Raw genomic sequence first — 18,098 nt, 5'->3', positions numbered from 1 at the left:
GATGTGATTATCCGGTACATGATTCTTTCACCTGTGGAGGAAGCCAGGCAGGCTTTCCTTGGCGGGCTATTCGGAACCTTTGAACTATCTCCCAAGGGGCGTGGGGAGAAAGTCGTTCTCCCTGTTAAAGGAGGGGCGCTGGAGGTGGTAGGAACAGGTGTTTCGGGCAAGCTCCAGAATATGACCATCAAGCTGTTCGAGGGGGGTGTCCAGATGGATGGTATCCTGATCCTGATCCCTTCCGGTGACGATGCTTCATGGAAAGAGGCAAAGTCCATTGCCCATTGGGTACAATCCAACGAAAGGCCCGTTGCCGTTAAAACCTGGGTTTTCAATTCTATTGGAGACCTGGATAAGGAAACCACGAGAAAAACTTTGCTGACACTTACCAAGGAGCATGAGAAGCATCTTGCTTCAGGGTGACCATGACTTCCCTTAAAATTCATATCGACCTTGTCGACAAGGCCCACCTGGAACTCATTACGGAAGCAGCGGGACAGTTGGGGTGGGAAGTTTCCCCTGGCACTCCCGGTGCCAAACCTCCAGATGTCCTGGTAACGATGCCGGAAAGGTTGCATCGTCACGAGTATTTGCAGGAGCGGATCGACTTGCATCCGCAAATTCTTCTTATGGCATCCTCGCAAGAGACAGACCCCAATGACCTCCTGGGGATAAGGGTGATGGGGTTCCTTCACCCTGGAATGAGACCCGGCCTGATCAATGAAATCCTTTTAGAGGCTGGGAATCAACACTTGAAATACCGCGATGGTTTTTCCATGTGGCACCAGATGGAGGAGAGATACGGAGAAGCTTCCGTGCTCCTGGACCTCGCCCTGGAACTTGGCCCCGAATTGAGCATCGAGGATGTGCTCGAAAAGATCGTCCAACATCTTTCGGATGATCTCGGGTATGCCATTGTCTCCATTATGCTCCTGGACGAAAAGGAAAATTACCTTACGATCCGGGCAGCCAAGGGGTTAAGCCAGAGGATCATAGAGACATCGAGGATGGAGATAGGGAAAGGTGTTTCGGGTTCCGTCGCCCAGTCCGGGGAGCCTCTTCTGTTGAAGGATGTGGAAGCGGAGGAACGGTTCGCAAAAGTCAGGAGCCACGACCGGTACACGACCAAATCCCTCATCTGTGTTCCCCTCAAAGTGGGTGACCGTGTTATTGGTGTTCTTAACGCCAACAACAAAAGCCGATCCGGTCCTCTGAATGAGTTTGACCTGCGTATCCTGTCTGTATTCGCCACCCACATTTCCGTGAGTATCGAGCGGGTAAGGCTTTATCACAACCTGGAGCGGAAAGCCGAGGAGCTGGAGGATGCCTACGGGAAGCTCAAGGTTGTCGATCAGGTAAAGTCGGATTTCATCATTAATGTGTCCCATGAGTACAGAACACCGGTCACCATCATTCTCGGTTACCTCGAACTGTTAAGAAGCACACTGAGCGAACCTTCTCATATGGAAAAAGTCAGCGTTGCCATGGAGGCCGCCAACCGCTTATCCAGCCTCATCGACGACAGTACCGATTTGCTCAGGCTGGATACCGGATCAGCGCCCTTCCATTTTCAGGAGGCACAATTACACTATTTTCTGGAGGAATCGGTAAGGGGACAATGGCCCAGGTTCGGATCCAAGGGGGTCGAACTGAGCCTCGACCTTCCCGACAGTTTGCCCCTGATCTGGGTCGACCAGGCCAAGATGATAAAAGTTTTTGACAAACTACTGGAGAATGCGTTGAAGTTTACGCCAAAGGGAGGCTACACCAGGATAAAGGCCCAGAGCAACAGCGAAGGTGGAGTTCTCGTATCGGTTGAGGATTCCGGTTCCGGAGTTCCCCGTGAGGATGTGACCCGGATCTTTGATCGTTTTGAACAAGGTGGTGATATTATGACAGAAAAACCGGAGGGCACCGGGCTGGGCCTGCCTATTGCAAAAGCCATCGTGGCAGGACACCGTGGAACAATAAGGATCGATGAGACTTATGTGGATGGCTGTAAAGTAATCGTGACCCTCCCGTCCCTCGACTCCTGGAGGAAGGTTATAACAGAGAGTCCAGAGTCCCAAGTCCAGAGTCCAGAGGGAAGGAAAGAGTTTGATGTTTGAGGTTTGGTAGAGACAGAACGCAGAACGCAGGAGAAAGCTGAAAAGTTTTATGCGATTACCTCTGAGATATGAGATATGAGATCGTATTTCCCTGAAACCTAAAACCTGGAACTCGGAACCCGGAACCTCGAACGGTGACGCAGTCACCGTTGGTCGTTGACCCCTAAAATTCGCTATGATACAAAAAACGGATAAATCTTCAGAAGTTACGAAAGCTGCCCAATGGTAGCTGTCAGGGCTTCGGAAATCGGTCACCTTCCTGAAAAGGATGCCTGGGCTTTTGAGGCCTTGAAGGAACTCTTTGTCCGGGAAAAGGGGTTTGACCTGGAGGCGTACAAGGAACGGTGCATCCTGCGGAGGATCTACCTGAAAGTGCGCTCCAGGGGTTACAAAGACCTGGGTGTCTATTATCGGGTTCTCAGCCGGGATCCTGAAGAGCTGGAACAGTTATTTCAGTATCTGACGATCAATGTCACTGAATTCTTCAGGAACCCATCGGCATTTCAGTATCTCGAGAAAATGATATTCCCTCGAGTAATGGCAGAGCACAGCCTCCATGGTACCTTTGAGGTCTGGAGTGCCGGGTGTTCAAGCGGAGAGGAACCTTACAGCCTGGCTATATCTCTTTTGCGAGTCAAAAGGAGGCACAGGATTCGTACCCCTTTTCATGTTCTTGCCACCGATGTAGACAGAGCCATTCTGGCAAGGGCCAAAACGGGGATATACAGCAGAGAGTCCCTGAAGAATCTGGAAGAAGAGGATATAAAGGAATTTTTCAGGGAGGAGGAGAAAGGCTACAGTATCAGCAGTGAGGTCAGGGAATGTGTCACCTTTCGCACGGGTGATATCCTGAAATACAACCCCGGCCCAATGCACAGTCTTATCGTTTGCAGGAACCTGTTGATCTATTTTGAAAGGGAGAACCAGGAGAAGATCATCTCGGGTTTTTCCAGGAACCTTTTCGATGGCGGTTATCTCATGCTGGGAAAGGCTGAGACTCTGATAGGAAAAAACAGGTTTTATTTTCAGAGCGTCTCACCCACTGAGCGTATTTACCGATTAAGGGAATCGCCGCTGTCAGATAATTTGTAGTTACATTTGAGCTCATTTAGCGGGAAAGGAGTCCCCTGCCATGAGAATGGAAATAAGATACAAGCTGATCCTTGCATTCCTGTTCGTTGTTGCCGTAGTGATCTTTGTTCCCTATATTTTCGATCTGCTTGGGGTGAAGGAGGGAGCCTGGAAGGAAATGGGGGCGGGTTTTACGGCTATCGCCGTGGGACTTGGCCTTGGCAGTTTTTTTGCCAACGGTATTACACGTGACATCCGGGAAATGAGAGATGTGGCTTTGAGGATCAGTGAGGGCGATCTTACCCTGGATCTCACGCCGATGAGGAGGAATTTTGAGGATGACATTACCGATTTCAGGGAGGCTTTCCGTGTGATGGTCCAGCGGCTCTCTCTTCTGGCGAAAGGTCTCAAGACCTCTTCCGAGGATGTACATGATTCGGCCCAGACCCTTTCAGCCACTGCTGAAGAGATGAATGCTTCAACTGAGGAAATAGCCGCTGCCATTGACGGTATAAGCAAGGGTGCAGAAACTCAGGCCAGTCAGGTGGAGAGGATGTCCAGCACGATTCATCATATGGCCCAGAGCCTGGCGGCGGTGGCGAAAAAAGGCCAGGAATCTGCAAAGGTCTCATCAGAGGCCGGGCTTACCGCTGAAGCAGGGAGAAAACAATCGGAGAACATGATCACCAAGATAGGCCAGGTTTTCGATAACGTTTCCAAGGCTGGTGATTCGGTCATGTCCTTTGGAGAGAGCAGTAAAGAGATCAGTCAGATCGTCGACATTATCACCAATGTCGCCCAGCAGACGACCCTTCTCGCGCTTAACGCCACCATCGAGGCAGCCAGAGCCGGAGAGGCGGGGAGGGGCTTTGCTGTTGTGGCAGAGGAGATCCGGAAACTGGCAGCCAACACGGAGCAGTTCGCCGAAAGGATCTCAGGAATAGTCGGCCGTATCCAGAATGAAAGCGAGCAGGTTCTGGTTTCCATGAAAGATGTTACCGGTGTGCTCGATGAAGGGCAGGATATTATTCAGAGCATGGGAGAATCACTGGATGAGATCGTCAGGGCAGTTATGGAATCTACCACCCATGCCCAGGAAATATCGCAGCTCACAGAGACACAAAGTGCCGCTGCAAAAGATATAACCGATATTATTGACGAGGTTTCAAAGGTTGCCGAAGACAACGCCGCGTCCACGGAGGAAGTGTCGGCGGCAACAGAGGAGCAGACAGCTTCCATGGAAGAGCTGGCAGCTTCCGCTCAGGACCTTACCGCGCTGTCAGATAAGCTGCGAAAGCTATCCGAGGAGTTCAAGGTCTGATACCATGGCCCGACTTTTGCCCCCAGACTCCGGCTCAGAGCAGGTTCCGAACCTTCCGGCGTATGAAGTTGTAGTGTGTGCTGTAGGCAGGGAGTACTTTGCTCTACCCCTCGAATCTCTGGCCGAGATCTTTAAGGTTGCGGAGATCACGTCGCTTCCATTGGCCCCATCCTATCTGGTGGGCGTGATAAACGTTCACGGTAACCTGGCCTCGGTGCTATCCCTTGGAAGGATCCTGGGGTTGGAAGATACGCAGGAGGAAGGCCTTTTGCTCATCCTGACTTCAGATCACGGAGGTATCGGTCTTCATGTTGACACAACAACCGGTTTTACCTCCTATGTGACATTGGAGGAAGTGGCCCGTGATGCGCACACTAAAGATCATGGGGTGGAGATCATTGAGGGTGTTTTTCGGGACAACGGCAGGCTCATTTCACTGATCAACCCTGAGAAACTCCGGGTTTGGATCGATAGTGAGTTCACGAAAGGGGAGGGCTGATGGCAGTTAAGGTTTTGATCGTTGATGACGCCATGTTTATGCGCAACATGATCGCTGAGATCTTCAACGGAAAAAAATACAAGGAAGAGGACTACCAGGTAGTGGCAGAGGCGGAAAACGGCATTGAAGCAGTGGACAAGTACAAGGAGCATGATCCCGACATTGTGACCATGGATATCGTAATGCCCGAAATGACCGGGATCGAAGCTCTCAAGGAGATCATGGGTCTGGACCCCGGAGCCAATGTGATCATGTGCAGCGCTCTTGGTCAGGACAGCCTTGTCATGGAAGCGTTGGATGCCGGGGCGAAGGATTTCATAGTCAAGCCGTTCCAGCCCGAAAAGGTCCTTGATGTTGTGACCCGCATCCTGGATGAGACCCGGGGCCGCTGATCGTTTCTGTTGAGTGAAGGACCGCGCCGGGGGGACTTGCCCCACGGTCGGCCAGGTGCGCCTTGATAGAGGCTGCTGTTTTGGGAGGTCGTTGACCACCATGGACATGTCCAAATACAGGGATCTTTTTATCTCCGAAGCCAGGGAGCATGTCCAGGGTATGAGTACCTGCATACTCGTTCTGGAAAAGGAACCAGCTTCAGAACAGAGCATCAATGAACTGTTCCGCCATGCGCATTCCGTCAAGGGGATGTCGGCTTCCATGGGATACTCCAAGATCGCTGAACTGAGCCACCACCTTGAGGACATGATGGATGTGGTCCGTAAGGGGCAGCTGACTATTTCTTCGAGTGTCACTGACATCCTCCTGGAAGGTGTCGATGCTTTGGAAAATATGGTGGATGGTGTGGAGCAGGACAAGAACCTCGAAGAGGCTGATACCTCTTCGCTTCTGCTCAAGGTCCTGAATGCAACTCAGGGAACGGTGGAGGCCACCGCTGTAAAAGAAGAACGATCCGACCCTGATCCCAAACCGGAGTCCGCATCCCTTTCCGCTGAAGTTGCGGGTGACAGGCCGGAGGATGTGCCCGATCCCGACCCTGAACCTGGGCCTGGGGAAGTAACTTTATCGCTGGAGAGCCATCCTGACCTGGAGGGCGCTCTGGAGGTAAGGTTCGAAATTGCTCCTGACAGCCTTGTGCCCGCAGCCCGGGCTTACCTGGCAGTTAAAAAACTGGAATCCCTGGGTCAGCTCCATCGTACGGATCCGTCAGTTGAAGAGATAAAGGCAGGCAATTACACAGACCATGTCACTGCCTGGGTCGGCGGTGTCAAAAAGGACGAAATTTTAAAGACTCTCCAATCTTTGGCTGAAATGGGCCAGATATCAGTTTTGGATCCTGACAGCGAAATAGCCCAGCCCCAAAAGGGTGTTGATGAAGTTTCCAAACCGGTGGAACAGGTTGCTGTGAAGTCCAAAAAAGAGTCAGGTTCACCTCCTGGCAGCGCTAAATCGGTACGTATCAGTACAGCCCTGTTAGACACATTTATAAACCTGGTCGGAGAACTCATCGTTACTCAGAGTCGCTTGAACGATCTCCTCACGGGCAGTGGGTCCAGAGATGTTGACCAGGTCCTCACAAGGGTGGATCATCTCATAAGTGGCCTGCATAGTGAGGTCATGAAAGTCCGGATGATGCCCCTGGAAACGGTCACTCAGCGTCTGCCAAGAGTGGTCCGGGATTTGGCCCTCAAGCGCAAGAAGAAGGTTTCCCTTGAAGTGATAGGGGCCGATATCGAACTGGACCGTGCTATTTTAGAAGAGCTGGGGGACCCGCTCATCCACATACTCAGAAACGCCGTGGATCATGGCCTGGAAGAAACTGAAGGACGTGGGGCCGCCGGCAAGGATGCGACCGGACGCATTGTTCTCAGGGCTTTCCGCGAAAGAGACATGGTTTATGTTGAGATTATTGACGACGGCAGGGGCATTGACCTTGAGGCGATCAAAACCAAGGCAGTGGAGAAAGGTCTTATTTCCCGCGATCAGGCAAAAATCATAAGCGATGAAGAAACCGTCATGCTTGTGTGCCGGCCGGGGTTTTCCACGGCAGCTGAAGTTACTGATGTTTCCGGGCGGGGTGTTGGAATGGACGTAGTCCAATCCACAGTGGATAGTCTCGGAGGATCTCTTTCCATTGAAAGCCATACCGGCGAGGGAACAACCTTTACACTCAGGTTGCCCCTGACGGTAGCTATTGTAAAGATGCTTCTCGTCTCTCTTCTCGATCACACCTTTGCCGTTCCCATCACGAGGGTGGCCCGGACGATCCGTGTAGCCAGGGAGGACCTCAATGAAAGCCAGGGCCGACAGTACCTGAACCTGGATGAGGAACTGGTCTCCGTATTCGATCTGGGGGAACTCCTTAAGATCGAGCGGCGTACGGATGGTCGATCTGTGTTCAATGTTGTCCTGGTGGAGGCTACCAACAGGACGGTAGGTCTGGTTGTCGATAGCGTTGTCGGCCAGGTGGACATCGTTGTAAAACCCCTTTGTTACCCTATCCAATATCTCAAGAGATATTCAGGCATGACCGTCCTGGGAGACGGTAGAATCGTTCCGATCCTCGATCTGGGCAACCTGTTCTAGGCTGATGAGAAAGACCCCCTTTTTGTCAAGGGAACAGGTCGCAGCTGTCGAAGAGATCGCGACGATCGCCGCAGGTCAGGCTGGCAATGCTCTGTCCCGTCTGCTGAAAATCCCGATCCGTGTCGGTGTCCCCGAGGTTACCAATGTAAAACTCAGCGACATACCAGCCCTTTTTGGGGGGTTGGATGCTCCGGCCATCGGTGTTCTTGTCCCGTTCCAGGGGGATATTGAAGGTAACGCCCTTCTCCTTTTTCCCGAGGCAGGGATCAAGGAGCTTGAGGAGATGCTGTTCGGGTCGTCAGGGCAGGCAGAGGGTGATCTCCGCTTGTCGGCATTTGCTGAGATCGGCAACATAATCACCGGGTCGCTTCTAACGGTCTTTTGGAGTTTTTCTGAAAGGGTTGTTGTCAACCTTCCACCGTTCCTGGTTCAAGACATGGCAGGCGCTATTTTAGACGCGATATTGGGTGAGGTTGGAACCTTGTCCGACGAAGTGACGACATTGACCTTCAACCTGACTGGTCTGGAAGATGCCAGCCTGGTAAAGTCTGTTCTGATCCCGGGAAACGCAGGGATCGAACTGTTTCTGGAAGCGGCCGGCAGGTTGAGAACTGGTCGATGAACCACATCGTAGTGGGGATTACTGAATTCAAGTTCGCCGAATCACCCCATAAACTGGTCACTTATGGTCTGGGTTCGTGTGTGGCCATCACATGTTATGCCAAAGAGGCTATTATGGGGTCTATGGCACACGTTCTGCTGCCTCATGCCTACAGCGCTCATGATAATGAAGCACCCGGGAAATTCGCTGACTCTGCAGTGGCAGCAATGGTACAGCAGATGGAGATCCGAGGTATAGGGCCTTCCAGGCTCATTGCGAAGATAGCCGGTGGCGCTGATATGTTTGCCGGTAAGTTCATGGGATCAGACAGGTGCATTGGTGCCAGGAATATCCTTGCAGCTCGAAAGGCCCTCGACAAATTCGGCATCCGCCTTGTTGCCCAGGACGTAGGGGGTACGGCGGGGAGAACAGTGGAATTTGCTACTGAAAGTGGGCTCCTTGTGGTACGTACCTTGCGGGGAGAGGTGAAGCAGTTATAATAAAGGAGCCAGGAACCAGGAACCAGGAGCCAGGAGCCAGGAGGAAGAGCTGTATCCAGGTATCCAGGTATCGAAGTGAAAACCTCAATCACCGTCATTCCGGGCCGAGTGAAACGAGGACCCGGAATCCAGTTTGATTATTGCTGGTCATGCCGGAGAGTGTGAGAACTTATTTTTCAGGTTTTTATCTTGAATCTTGAATCTTGAATTTGGGATCTCTACAGGGGAGGCGTAATGAGCGGCGCGAAGCTGATAGATGGTAACGTGATAGCGGCAAAGGTGCTGGAAGAGGTTTCGATAGATACCGCAAAGTTCAGGGAAAGCCAGGGCCGCAGTCCCGGACTGGCTGTGGTCCTGGTGGGTGAGGATCCCGCAAGTTCGGTTTACGTGAGGATGAAGATCAGGGATTGCGGGAAGTGCGGTATCGAGTCGTTCTCCCACAAGCTTCCTGTTGAGACCACCACTGAGGAACTTCTCGACCTGGTGGATACCCTCAACAGGGACCAGGACGTCGACGGTCTCCTTGTTCAACTGCCTTTGTCTGGACATATCAATACCAGGATGATCCTGGACCATATCGATCCTGCCAAGGATGTTGATGGTTTTAATCCGAAAAACGTGGGCAAGCTGGTTCGTGGAGACGAGGGAGTACTGGTACCCTGTACTCCTGCAGGGGTTATGCGCATGCTGGATGAGGAGAATGTTGATCCCAAGGGAAAGAACGCAGTAATTGTGGGACGGAGCGATATCGTTGGCAAGCCGATGGCACTTATGCTTCTCCACCGGCATGCCACAGTGACGATCTGTCATTCCCGGACGCAGGATCTTGCCCAGGTTTGCCGTACAGCGGATATCCTGGTTGCGGCAGTTGGCCAGCCTCTCATGATCAGGAAAGACTGGGTCAGGGAAGGGGCGGTTGTTATCGATGTGGGTATGAACTCCATGGGCCCCGAGGATGCTCCCCAGCTTATTCTGAATGACCCAGCCAGGGTCGCTGATTTTGAAAAGAAGAATTACACCCTGGTGGGGGATGTTTCGCCAGACGTGGCCGAGGTTGCAAGTCTGATAACCCCTGTGCCGGGAGGGGTCGGCCCCATGACCCGGGCCCTTTTGATGGCCAATACGATGAAAGCAGCCCAATGGAGAATAAACTAGTGCAGAGTGCAATGTGTAGAGTGTAGAGGAACTGCTCACTGTTACACTTGGGTACACGGAATTTTTCTGTATGATTCTTACTCTGCACTCTGCACTTTACACCCTACACTGGTAAAACTATGGATAGAAAACAACTATTAGATATATTAAAACGCATAGCTTCCGGAGAAACATCACCTGATGAGGGCCTTGCCGACCTGGTGGATTTCCCTTCGGCCAGGATGGAATACGCACATCTGGATACCCACCGCCACTTGCGGCGCGGTATCCCCGAAACCGTTTTCGGGGAGGGCAAAACATCAGAGCAGATACTTGGTATCGTTGATAGGTTGTCGGGCAACGGCGATCCAGTCCTGGTAACAAGGGTTTCAGAGGAGGCAGCTGCCCTGGTGGTGGCCCGATGGCCTGAAGCTGATCATGATCCCCAGTCCCGAACCCTCCACCTGGGTTCACTTACTCCGACAGGGGGAAGTCCGCTCCTTATAATTGCGGCCGGGACTTCAGACCTGCCTGTGGCGGAAGAGGCGGCGAGAACAGCTGTTTTTCTGGGCCGGGATGTACTTCGTGCTTACGATGTGGGTGTGGCAGGCCTCCACAGGCTCGCCACACATAGCAATGAGATGAGCAGCGCTGGGGCTATCGTTGTAGTGGCAGGCATGGAAGGCGCCCTTCCGGGTGTCGTGGCAGGTCTTGTATCCGTTCCCGTCATAGGGGTTCCAACCAGTATCGGCTACGGTGCGTCTCTGGGCGGGTTTACTCCTTTGCTCACCATGCTTGCATCCTGCGCCTGCGGCCTTACCGTCGTCAATATAGACAACGGTTACGGGGCGGCAGTTGCGGCCCATATGATTTTAGGCATTGAATCGTGAACTGTGAACTGTGAAACGTGAACAGGGTTTTGGTGCACGGGTGCACCAGTGCACATGTGCACGCAATTGTTCTTGGATATTGAATCTTTGATCAATCTTGAGATCTGAGATTACAACCTTCCAATGCCGAGAAAAGTGAGCAACAGTTGACTACTTCCGATAACAGCATTCTTTATATCGACCCCTTTTCCGGTGTGTCCGGTGACATGCTCCTCGGGGCCTTTCTTTCACTGGGAGTTCCATTGGAAGTGATCTTCGATGCGGTTGAGTCTGTCATACCGGGAGAGGTGGAGCTTGCGGCACTTCCGGTCACACGGTCCGGCCTGGCCGGTGTGGCCTGCCAGGTAAAGATCCTCGGTGGGCCCCAGAGCAGGACCCTGGGGGAGATGGTGGACCTTGTGGCCGCATCAGGGCTCCCGGGCCCTGTCGTTGGGCGCGTTCTCCGAACTCTGGAATCCCTGGGTGAGGCCGAAAGGAAGGCTCACGGGCTGCCCGATGGTCCAGTTCACCTGCACGAGCTGGGCGGTCAGGACACCCTTGCCGACATCGTCGGTGCCATTACGGCCTTAAATTATTTTGATCCCGAAAAGGTCCGCTGTGGTGCCATCAACCTTGGCCGGGGTTATGTCCAGACAAGCCACGGAAAGATGCCGGTTCCTGCTCCAGCTACGGCACGCCTTGTGGAGGGCATGAAGGTGTTTGCCGACGGTCCAGATGCCGAGTTGACCACACCCACCGGGGCTTCCATTTTAAAAGAAATAGTGGATGAGTTCGGGCCCATCGGGCCCATGACCATCCACCATTCGGGCAACGGAGCGGGAAGCAGGGACTTTAAGGGCTTTCCCAACCTGCTGCGTATTTTTCTGGCATCCAAAGCCCAGGATGAGGAAACTCTCAGCGCAGTTATCATCGAGTGCGGCATCGACGACGTAAGCCCTGAATACCTTGCTCCTGCCACGGAGGCTCTTCAGGCAGCCGGGGCTCGGGAGGTCCATGTTATCCCTGCCTTTACAAAAAAAGGGAGGATCGGGGTCCTTCTCAGGGTGCTTGCCCCCGTGGGGGAAAAACAGACACTTATCGATGCGGTCCTCGAAGTGTCAGGCAGCGCCGGGCTGCGGTTCTGGGGAGCCGATCGAACAGTGCTGGACAGGGAGATGGTAGTCGTGATTACCCAATACGGCCCGGTATCGTTCAAAAAATGGCGATCACCGTCAGGACAATGGCGATTCAAGCCTGAGTTCGAGGATGTCCAGCGGCTGGCTGAAAAGGCCGGGATCCCTGCGGCGAAGATGAGAGACCTGGCGGTGGCGGCCTATGTTTCGGAGGTTGGAGATGGACAGAAAGAAGATTGAGGAGGGAGTTCGACTCATCCTTGACGGTGTTGGTGAGGATGCCGGACGCCCCGGACTTCTGGATACGCCCCGCCGGGTGGCGGACCTTTATGCTGAGATCTTCTCAGGGATTGATCTTGACCCCATGGAGCATCTGGTGCCGGTAGAAGGTGAGTCCCACGATGAAATGGTCCTTATCAAGGAGATTCCCCTTTATTCGGTGTGCGAACACCACCTTCTCCCCTTTGCCGGAATGGCGCACGTGGCCTACATACCCGAGGGGGGACGGATCGTGGGGCTTTCGAAGATCGTCCGGGTGCTGGAGACTTACGCATCCAGACCTCAGGTCCAGGAACGCTTGACCACCCAGGTGGCTGACAGCATAATGGAGGGGCTCAGTCCCAAGGGAGTCATGGTTGTGATCGAGGCGGAGCATCTGTGCATGTCCATGAGGGGAGTGCGGAAACCTAATTCGACAACGGTCACCAGCGCCGTGAGGGGATCCTTCAGGAGGGATGAAAGGACACGGAGCGAGACACTGTCCCTCATTCATGGGAACTCTCGAAGGTGAGGTTAACTGTGGCTGACTGGTTGAGGTTGTGCTCTTGCGTATCCTGATCTGGTTGATTCTCGTTGGAGCACTTTACTGGGCGCTGCGGAAGTTGATGGGCAGCGGCACACCGGACAGCAGGGAGCAGAAAGTGGAAGGCGAAGAGATGGTCTGCGACCCCCAGTGCGGGGTGTATGTTCCACTCAGCAGCGCACTGAAGCGGCGGGTGGGGGGGAAGACGGTTTATTTTTGCTCAAGGGAATGTGAAGTGTCATATAGTAAAGGTCCGAGGACCTAGGGTCCAGGATCTGAGAAAAGAATGCAGAACGCAGAATGCAGAACTCAGAATTAGATCAAAAACGCTTGGATCATTGTTTTTTATCACGAATCACGATTATTTAAACCGATCACCGATCACCGATCACTGATTCTATGGAGAACCCCATGAGATCGTTATTTGCCTGTTTAATTGCTTTGGTCATGACGGCGATATTTTGTCCCGTTCCTTCAGCCCATGCCATGTCTGTGGGAGCTCCCGCACGCACCTCCGATACGAGCGAATTCACCCTGTCCGGGTCCATTGGCTATTCGACACTGGACGTCAGGGATGAGGAAGTCACAAGCAAATCCTTCCTAATCAAGGGGGTCGTTGATACCGATGGCCGGATCATGCCCTACGTGAAGCTGGGTTTTGCTGATCTGGAGGCAGGCGGCATTAAGGGGTCACTGGATTTTGCCTACGGAGTTGGAGTACTCCTGAATTTAGTGGGCCAGGAGAGCGAGACCGGTTTCCGGTTAAGCCTGGACGCCCAGGGCGGCTGGTCCCAGAGCAGTGAGGCCGGTGATAACCTGAAGTTCTTTGAAAGCCAATTGACCCTCATCGCATCAGGCCGGACCGGGGGGACCACCGCCTACGCCGGGTTTGCCGCCTCCTTCCTCAACCTGGACGGAGGAGGTCTGAACGAGAATGAAAATGGCCAGGGTCACCTTTTATTTGGCGTGGATTATTTCATGGATTACAATTTTTACTTCAATGCTGAAGCTCACCTTTTCGGGCAGAACATGTTGAATATCGGAGTTGGCTATCAGTTCTAACCACTCTCGTCATTCCGGGCCGAGTGAAACGAGGACCCGGAATCCAGAGTTAAACAACGGTTGCTCTAAAAGTGGGTTTTTCACCACTGAGAACACTGAGAAGGGCGGAATTCAGGGGGAAACAGTGGTTCCCTTAAAGTCGGCTAAAGCCAGCTAACCACAGGGTACACAGGGTTAACCTTGGACCTTGGATTCTGGATCTTAGATCACTGGCCCTTTCCAATTACGAATCACAGCATTTCCCTTTGCGTCTTTGCGCGAGATTATTTTTTTGATAACGGCACGTACATGGAGGGTCCAGAATGAAATTTTTTCTCGATACAGCCAACCTTGACGAAATACGCCAGGCTATCGATATGGGGCTGATCGACGGAGTTACCACAAATCCGACCCTCGTGGCCCGGGAGGGCAGGGAGTTCCGTCCCCTGGTTGAGGAAATATGTAAAATAGTCCCGGGGCCCGTTTCCCTTGAAACCGTCAGCCCGGATGCCCAGGGGATGGTAAAAGAGGCGCAGGATCTTGTGAGGATCGGGGATAACGTTGTGGTCAAGGTACCCATGACCACCGAGGGGCTCAAGGCTGTCAGGATCTGCCACTCGTTGGGCATCCGGACCAACGTGACCCTTGTTTTTTCACCTCTTCAGGCCCTCCTGGCGGCCAAAGCGGGAGCTTCCTATATCAGCCCTTTCGTTGGTCGTATTGATGACACTGGAGCTTCGGGGATGGAGGTTATCGCGGATATCATGGAGATCAAGGAAAACTATGATTTTGACAGCGAAATTATAGTGGCCAGTGTCCGCCATCCGGGCCATGTGCTTGAATCCGCACTTCTGGGGGCCGATATCGCCACCATTCCGTTCAAGGTGATCGGACAGCTTTCAAAACACCCTCTTACCGATATCGGAATAGATCAGTTCCTTGCCGACTGGAAAAAAGTACCCTAGACCTGAGGGCAGACTGGATATGGGAACCCTTCTCATCATTGACGATTCGGCTTCTGTCCGGGAGGAATTGATATCGATCCTCACTGCAGATGGCAAATTTAACCGCTTTCTGCAGGCCTCGGACGGCGTGTCGGGTTTGAAGATTTTTTCCGATCCGGAGCAGGATGTGGATGTGGTGTGTTGCGACCTGAATATGCCGCAAATGGACGGCTACCAGTTCCTCCGCCTTGGGAGAGCGAATCCCAGTCTCATGAACACCCCTATTATCATGCTCACATCGGAATCCGATGTGAGCGATGTGGTCAAGGCGTTCGAACTCGGTGCCAACGATTTTATCTCCAAACCGTTTATCCCTTCCATTCTCAAGGTCCGTCTGAATAACATGCTTCACATCAAGCACCTCCAGGACCTTCTCAAGGCGCAGAGGGGCATGATGGAGGAAATGGCCACCAGGGATTCCCTGACCAACCTTGCCAATCTGCGCTCTTTCAGGTTGTCCTTCGAGGAAGAATTCAACCGGTCCATGAGGTACGAGGATCCCCTGAGCATTCTCATGGCTGATCTGGATCGTTTTAAAATTGTGAACGATACTTACGGCCACCCTCGCGGTGATGCCGTTTTAAAAAAAACAGCATCGATCATGCTCGAGGTTATGCGGAAGGTTGATTTTGTTGCCAGGTACGGGGGTGAGGAGTTCGTGGTGATCATGCCCCATACGGATACCAATGGTGCCTTGAGGGCTGCAGAAAGGTTGAGGGTTGCCATCGAGAGCTGCCATTTTGATGGTTTGCCCGCAGCCGGGGATGTAACTGTCAGCATAGGTGTGGCCACATTGGTTGAAGGTGTCGAAACGGATATGGATGGTCTGGTCAATCAGGCCGATAAAGCTCTCTACAGGGCCAAAATGAACGGAAGAAACAGAGTCGAAAAACATTCCTGTGAATCTGCAGAGAAAGCCTGATAGATTCATAGGAATATCTGGGTAAAAACAGGGTACAAAATTGACAGGGTAAAAATTTTTGTTGCTCCAGGATCGTATCACCCTATATTCAGTGATGATTCAGGGGTTTTTGACGCACTGGCGGGGGGAAAAATGAACATTTCTGGAAACTGCAGATATACAAAGGATCACCTCTGGGTCAAACCCGAAGGCAACGAGGCGATCATTGGACTGAGTGATTATCTTCAGTCGGAGCTTGGTGAGGTCATTTTTGTTGATCTGCCCGATGTGGAGGATGACATCGAGATCACTGGAACTTTCGGTATCATAGAGTCGACATTGACTGTGTCGGACATGACGGCTCCTGTTACTGGAACGGTATTGAGGATCAATAAAGATCTTGAGGGGGAACCCGAACTTATCAACGAGGACCCTTACGGGGATGGCTGGCTTATCAGGGTGCAACTTGACGATCCTCAGCAGATCGATTTTCTTATGACACCGGAAGAGTATGAAGAATATATCGCGGACCTTGTTTTGGAGGACTGAGGCTTATGTCGGAGACAGGAGCGAAAAAGGATAAAACTCTCCTTTCGTCGGAGGAGACCATCGTCCAGATGGTGGACGCGAGAGCAGCAAAATACGGCGACCGGACCATCATGCAAAGCAAACAGGACGGATCCTGGGTGGACGTGACCTGGAGCAGACTTGCCGGGGCCTACAGGGATGTGGCAAGGGGGCTTCTTCAGCTGGGTCTCGGTCATGGCGATTCCATTGCCATCTTGTCGGAGAATCGTCCGGAATGGGCCTTTGCGGATCTCGGCATTTATGCCACCAAGGGAGTGGTCGTTCCTCTTTACTGGACCCTTACACCATCCCAGATCCGTTATATCCTCAAGGACAGTGCCGCAAAGGCTGTCTTTGTATCCAATGCTGATTTCCTTGACCGTATCTTACAGATCCGCAGTGAGCTGCCGGACCTGGCTGCGATAATCGTTTTTGACCAGATCCCGTCAAGGACGCTGCCCGAAGGTGTTATGTACCTTGAGGATCTTGTCGCTCTGGGGTGTGACGCTCCTCCCGAAGTGTGGGAGAGCATGGGCCGCTCAATAGCGGGAGGCCGCAAAAACGACTTTGCCACTCTTATTTACACATCCGGTACTACCGGTGAACCCAAGGGAGTTGTGCTCACCCACGACAACTTCCTCTCCAACGTGAGGGGGGTTCTCGCGGTCATCGACGTCGGGGAAACAGATAGCTGTCTTTCCTTCCTGCCCCTTTCCCATGTGTTTGAGCGCATCGCCCTTTACCTGTTCCTGTATGCCGGAGGACTCATCCACTATGCCGAGAGCATCGAAACTGTCGTAGACAACATGTCGGAGGTCCACCCGACGATCCTGGTGAGCGTTCCCCGGATCTACGAAAAGGCTTTCGGACGGATCCTGGACCGTGTGAGGGAGAGCGCGCTTCCGAGAAGAATGATCTTCGCGGCCTGCCTTAAAATAGGCGCCAAGGTCAGTCAGCGACTCCAGGCCGGGCAGCCGGTGGAAGGCTTTCTTGCCAGAGGCCACAGGATCGCAGACAAACTGGTTTTTTCCAAACTTAGGGAAACCTTTGGGGGCAGGATCAGGCTAATGATCTCCGGCGGTGCGCCTTTAAACAAACATATCGCCGAGTTTTTCCACGCCGCCGGACTTCTTATACTGGAAGGTTACGGCCTGACGGAAACATCTCCGGTTATATCCGCCAACTTTGTCGACAGTCTGAAGTTCGGTACGGTGGGGCACACCATTCCCGAGGTGGAGGTAAAGATCGTCGAGGACGGTGAGATATTGGCCAGGGGTCCCAACATAATGGTGGGTTATTATAACCGCCCGGAGGATACTGCCGAGGCCATCGATGCCGACGGTTGGTTTTATACGGGAGATATCGGGCACATTGACGATGACGGTTTCCTCGTGATCACCGACAGGAAGAAATCACTTATCGTGACCGCCGGGGGCAAGAACGTGGCACCGGCCGCTATCGAGAACGCCCTTTCGGCCGACAAGTTCATCGACCAGGCCTTCGCTTATGGTGACGCGAGGAAATTCATCTCGGCTCTCATCGTGCCGGATTGGGAGAGGGTGGAAAAGTACGCCGGGGAACACAAGATCAAGTTCAGCACCCACGCCCAACTGTGCAATCATCCGGTGATCAACGCCCTCATCCAGCGCCGGGTGGATAAGGCCCTTGAAGAGTTCGCTCCCTTTGAGCGCGTAAAAAAGTTCAAGCTCATGGAGCAGGAGTTCAGCCAGGAGGATGGGGAGGTGACCCCGACCCTCAAGCTCAAGCGCAAGGAGATCACGCGAAGGTACTGGAAAGAGCTGGACTCCCTCTATGAAAAATGAACCACATCCCGAGGTCATTTTTCATAGCTATTGACAAGTAGATTTAAAACGATGTTATATGTACACTTCGTTTTCAAACCTTTAGGCTATAATTCTGCAGACATTTTCTGAGGGGAAAGGAGCTGATCGATGAAGAGGAACTTTACGATATTACTTGTTGCAGCAGCAATGCTGATGCTCGCG

18 protein-coding genes are annotated in these 18,098 nt (G+C 52.8%); all 18 read left to right on the top strand.

From position 1 onward, the window contains the following. Positions 1-3 precede the first annotated feature (3 nt). The 18 genes from P1S59_04090 to P1S59_04005 all read left to right on the top strand — a co-directional run bounded on the left by P1S59_04090 (position 4) and on the right by P1S59_04005 (position 17,915). Positions 4-423: a hypothetical protein gene (locus P1S59_04090; GenBank protein MDF1525438.1), complete on the top strand. Its 420-nt coding sequence runs from the start codon at positions 4-6 to the stop codon at positions 421-423. Positions 424-425: 2 nt separating this feature from the next. After that, the gene (locus P1S59_04085) at positions 426-2,108 is read left to right on the top strand and encodes a GAF domain-containing sensor histidine kinase (GenBank protein ID MDF1525437.1); all 1,683 of its coding nucleotides are present in this window, start codon (positions 426-428) and stop codon (positions 2,106-2,108) included. Positions 2,109-2,330: 222 nt separating this feature from the next. After that, positions 2,331-3,200: a protein-glutamate O-methyltransferase CheR gene (locus P1S59_04080; protein ID MDF1525436.1), complete on the top strand. Its 870-nt coding sequence runs from the start codon at positions 2,331-2,333 to the stop codon at positions 3,198-3,200. A gap of 40 nt (positions 3,201-3,240) precedes the next feature. Further along, positions 3,241-4,500, top strand: coding sequence for a HAMP domain-containing methyl-accepting chemotaxis protein (locus P1S59_04075; protein ID MDF1525435.1), 1,260 nt, complete (start codon positions 3,241-3,243; stop codon positions 4,498-4,500). A gap of 4 nt (positions 4,501-4,504) precedes the next feature. Further along, positions 4,505-4,999, top strand: a complete 495-nt coding sequence (locus P1S59_04070; protein MDF1525434.1) for a chemotaxis protein CheW — start codon at positions 4,505-4,507, stop codon at positions 4,997-4,999. Continuing rightward, positions 4,999-5,391, top strand: a complete 393-nt coding sequence (locus P1S59_04065) for a response regulator (GenBank protein MDF1525433.1) — start codon at positions 4,999-5,001, stop codon at positions 5,389-5,391. Before P1S59_04070 ends, P1S59_04065 begins: the two co-directional genes overlap by 1 nt. Positions 5,392-5,491: 100 nt before the next feature. Then, positions 5,492-7,540 (top strand): chemotaxis protein CheA, encoded by a 2,049-nt coding sequence (locus P1S59_04060; protein ID MDF1525432.1) that lies wholly within the window; start codon positions 5,492-5,494, stop codon positions 7,538-7,540. Between the two features lie 4 nt (positions 7,541-7,544). Further along, positions 7,545-8,162: a chemotaxis protein CheC gene (locus tag P1S59_04055; protein MDF1525431.1), complete on the top strand. Its 618-nt coding sequence runs from the start codon at positions 7,545-7,547 to the stop codon at positions 8,160-8,162. Next, positions 8,159-8,641: a chemotaxis protein CheD gene (locus P1S59_04050; protein ID MDF1525430.1), complete on the top strand. Its 483-nt coding sequence runs from the start codon at positions 8,159-8,161 to the stop codon at positions 8,639-8,641. Before P1S59_04055 ends, P1S59_04050 begins: the two co-directional genes overlap by 4 nt. Before the next feature lie 234 nt (positions 8,642-8,875). Next, a complete protein-coding gene (gene folD, locus P1S59_04045) occupies positions 8,876-9,796 on the top strand; it encodes a bifunctional methylenetetrahydrofolate dehydrogenase/methenyltetrahydrofolate cyclohydrolase FolD (GenBank protein MDF1525429.1) in 921 nt (306 codons plus the stop codon). 119 nt (positions 9,797-9,915) lie between these two features. Then, positions 9,916-10,665, top strand: coding sequence for a nickel pincer cofactor biosynthesis protein LarB (gene larB / locus P1S59_04040; protein ID MDF1525428.1), 750 nt, complete (start codon positions 9,916-9,918; stop codon positions 10,663-10,665). 146 nt (positions 10,666-10,811) lie between these two features. Further along, complete coding sequence (gene larC, locus P1S59_04035) at positions 10,812-12,017, top strand: nickel pincer cofactor biosynthesis protein LarC (protein MDF1525427.1); 1,206 nt, start codon at positions 10,812-10,814, stop codon at positions 12,015-12,017. Beyond that, on the top strand, positions 11,998-12,567 hold the full coding sequence (folE, locus tag P1S59_04030; GenBank protein MDF1525426.1) for a GTP cyclohydrolase I FolE: 570 nt from the start codon (positions 11,998-12,000) through the stop codon (positions 12,565-12,567). Before larC ends, folE begins: the two co-directional genes overlap by 20 nt. A gap of 423 nt (positions 12,568-12,990) precedes the next feature. Continuing rightward, positions 12,991-13,641: a hypothetical protein gene (locus tag P1S59_04025; GenBank protein MDF1525425.1), complete on the top strand. Its 651-nt coding sequence runs from the start codon at positions 12,991-12,993 to the stop codon at positions 13,639-13,641. A 302-nt stretch (positions 13,642-13,943) separates the two neighbouring features. Further along, positions 13,944-14,585, top strand: coding sequence for a fructose-6-phosphate aldolase (gene fsa / locus P1S59_04020; protein ID MDF1525424.1), 642 nt, complete (start codon positions 13,944-13,946; stop codon positions 14,583-14,585). 19 nt (positions 14,586-14,604) lie between these two features. After that, a complete protein-coding gene (locus tag P1S59_04015; GenBank protein ID MDF1525423.1) occupies positions 14,605-15,546 on the top strand; it encodes a diguanylate cyclase in 942 nt (313 codons plus the stop codon). Between the two features lie 132 nt (positions 15,547-15,678). After that, the gene (gene gcvH, locus P1S59_04010) at positions 15,679-16,074 is read left to right on the top strand and encodes a glycine cleavage system protein GcvH (protein MDF1525422.1); all 396 of its coding nucleotides are present in this window, start codon (positions 15,679-15,681) and stop codon (positions 16,072-16,074) included. A gap of 5 nt (positions 16,075-16,079) precedes the next feature. Further along, complete coding sequence (locus P1S59_04005) at positions 16,080-17,915, top strand: long-chain fatty acid--CoA ligase (GenBank protein MDF1525421.1); 1,836 nt, start codon at positions 16,080-16,082, stop codon at positions 17,913-17,915. The last annotated feature ends 183 nt before the right edge of the window (positions 17,916-18,098 follow it).

It is taken from the genome of bacterium (assembly GCA_029210965.1).
GTDB lineage: Bacteria > BMS3Abin14 > BMS3Abin14 > BMS3Abin14 > BMS3Abin14 > JALHUC01.
This window is presented reverse-complemented; position numbering and strand designations above follow the sequence as displayed.

Coding starts and splice junctions, on each gene's coding strand:
- P1S59_04050 (MDF1525430.1), top strand. CDS start 8,159: ATGAACCACATCGTAGTGGGGATTACTGAATTCAAGTTCGCCGAATCA.
- P1S59_04085 (MDF1525437.1), top strand. CDS start 426: ATGACTTCCCTTAAAATTCATATCGACCTTGTCGACAAGGCCCACCTG.
- P1S59_04060 (MDF1525432.1), top strand. CDS start 5,492: ATGGACATGTCCAAATACAGGGATCTTTTTATCTCCGAAGCCAGGGAG.
- P1S59_04015 (MDF1525423.1), top strand. CDS start 14,605: ATGGGAACCCTTCTCATCATTGACGATTCGGCTTCTGTCCGGGAGGAA.
- gcvH (MDF1525422.1), top strand. CDS start 15,679: ATGAACATTTCTGGAAACTGCAGATATACAAAGGATCACCTCTGGGTC.
- P1S59_04065 (MDF1525433.1), top strand. CDS start 4,999: ATGGCAGTTAAGGTTTTGATCGTTGATGACGCCATGTTTATGCGCAAC.
- P1S59_04080 (MDF1525436.1), top strand. CDS start 2,331: ATGGTAGCTGTCAGGGCTTCGGAAATCGGTCACCTTCCTGAAAAGGAT.
- fsa (MDF1525424.1), top strand. CDS start 13,944: ATGAAATTTTTTCTCGATACAGCCAACCTTGACGAAATACGCCAGGCT.
- P1S59_04025 (MDF1525425.1), top strand. CDS start 12,991: ATGAGATCGTTATTTGCCTGTTTAATTGCTTTGGTCATGACGGCGATA.
- P1S59_04075 (MDF1525435.1), top strand. CDS start 3,241: ATGAGAATGGAAATAAGATACAAGCTGATCCTTGCATTCCTGTTCGTT.
- P1S59_04070 (MDF1525434.1), top strand. CDS start 4,505: ATGGCCCGACTTTTGCCCCCAGACTCCGGCTCAGAGCAGGTTCCGAAC.
- P1S59_04055 (MDF1525431.1), top strand. CDS start 7,545: ATGAGAAAGACCCCCTTTTTGTCAAGGGAACAGGTCGCAGCTGTCGAA.
- folD (MDF1525429.1), top strand. CDS start 8,876: ATGAGCGGCGCGAAGCTGATAGATGGTAACGTGATAGCGGCAAAGGTG.
- folE (MDF1525426.1), top strand. CDS start 11,998: ATGGACAGAAAGAAGATTGAGGAGGGAGTTCGACTCATCCTTGACGGT.
- P1S59_04005 (MDF1525421.1), top strand. CDS start 16,080: ATGTCGGAGACAGGAGCGAAAAAGGATAAAACTCTCCTTTCGTCGGAG.
- larB (MDF1525428.1), top strand. CDS start 9,916: ATGGATAGAAAACAACTATTAGATATATTAAAACGCATAGCTTCCGGA.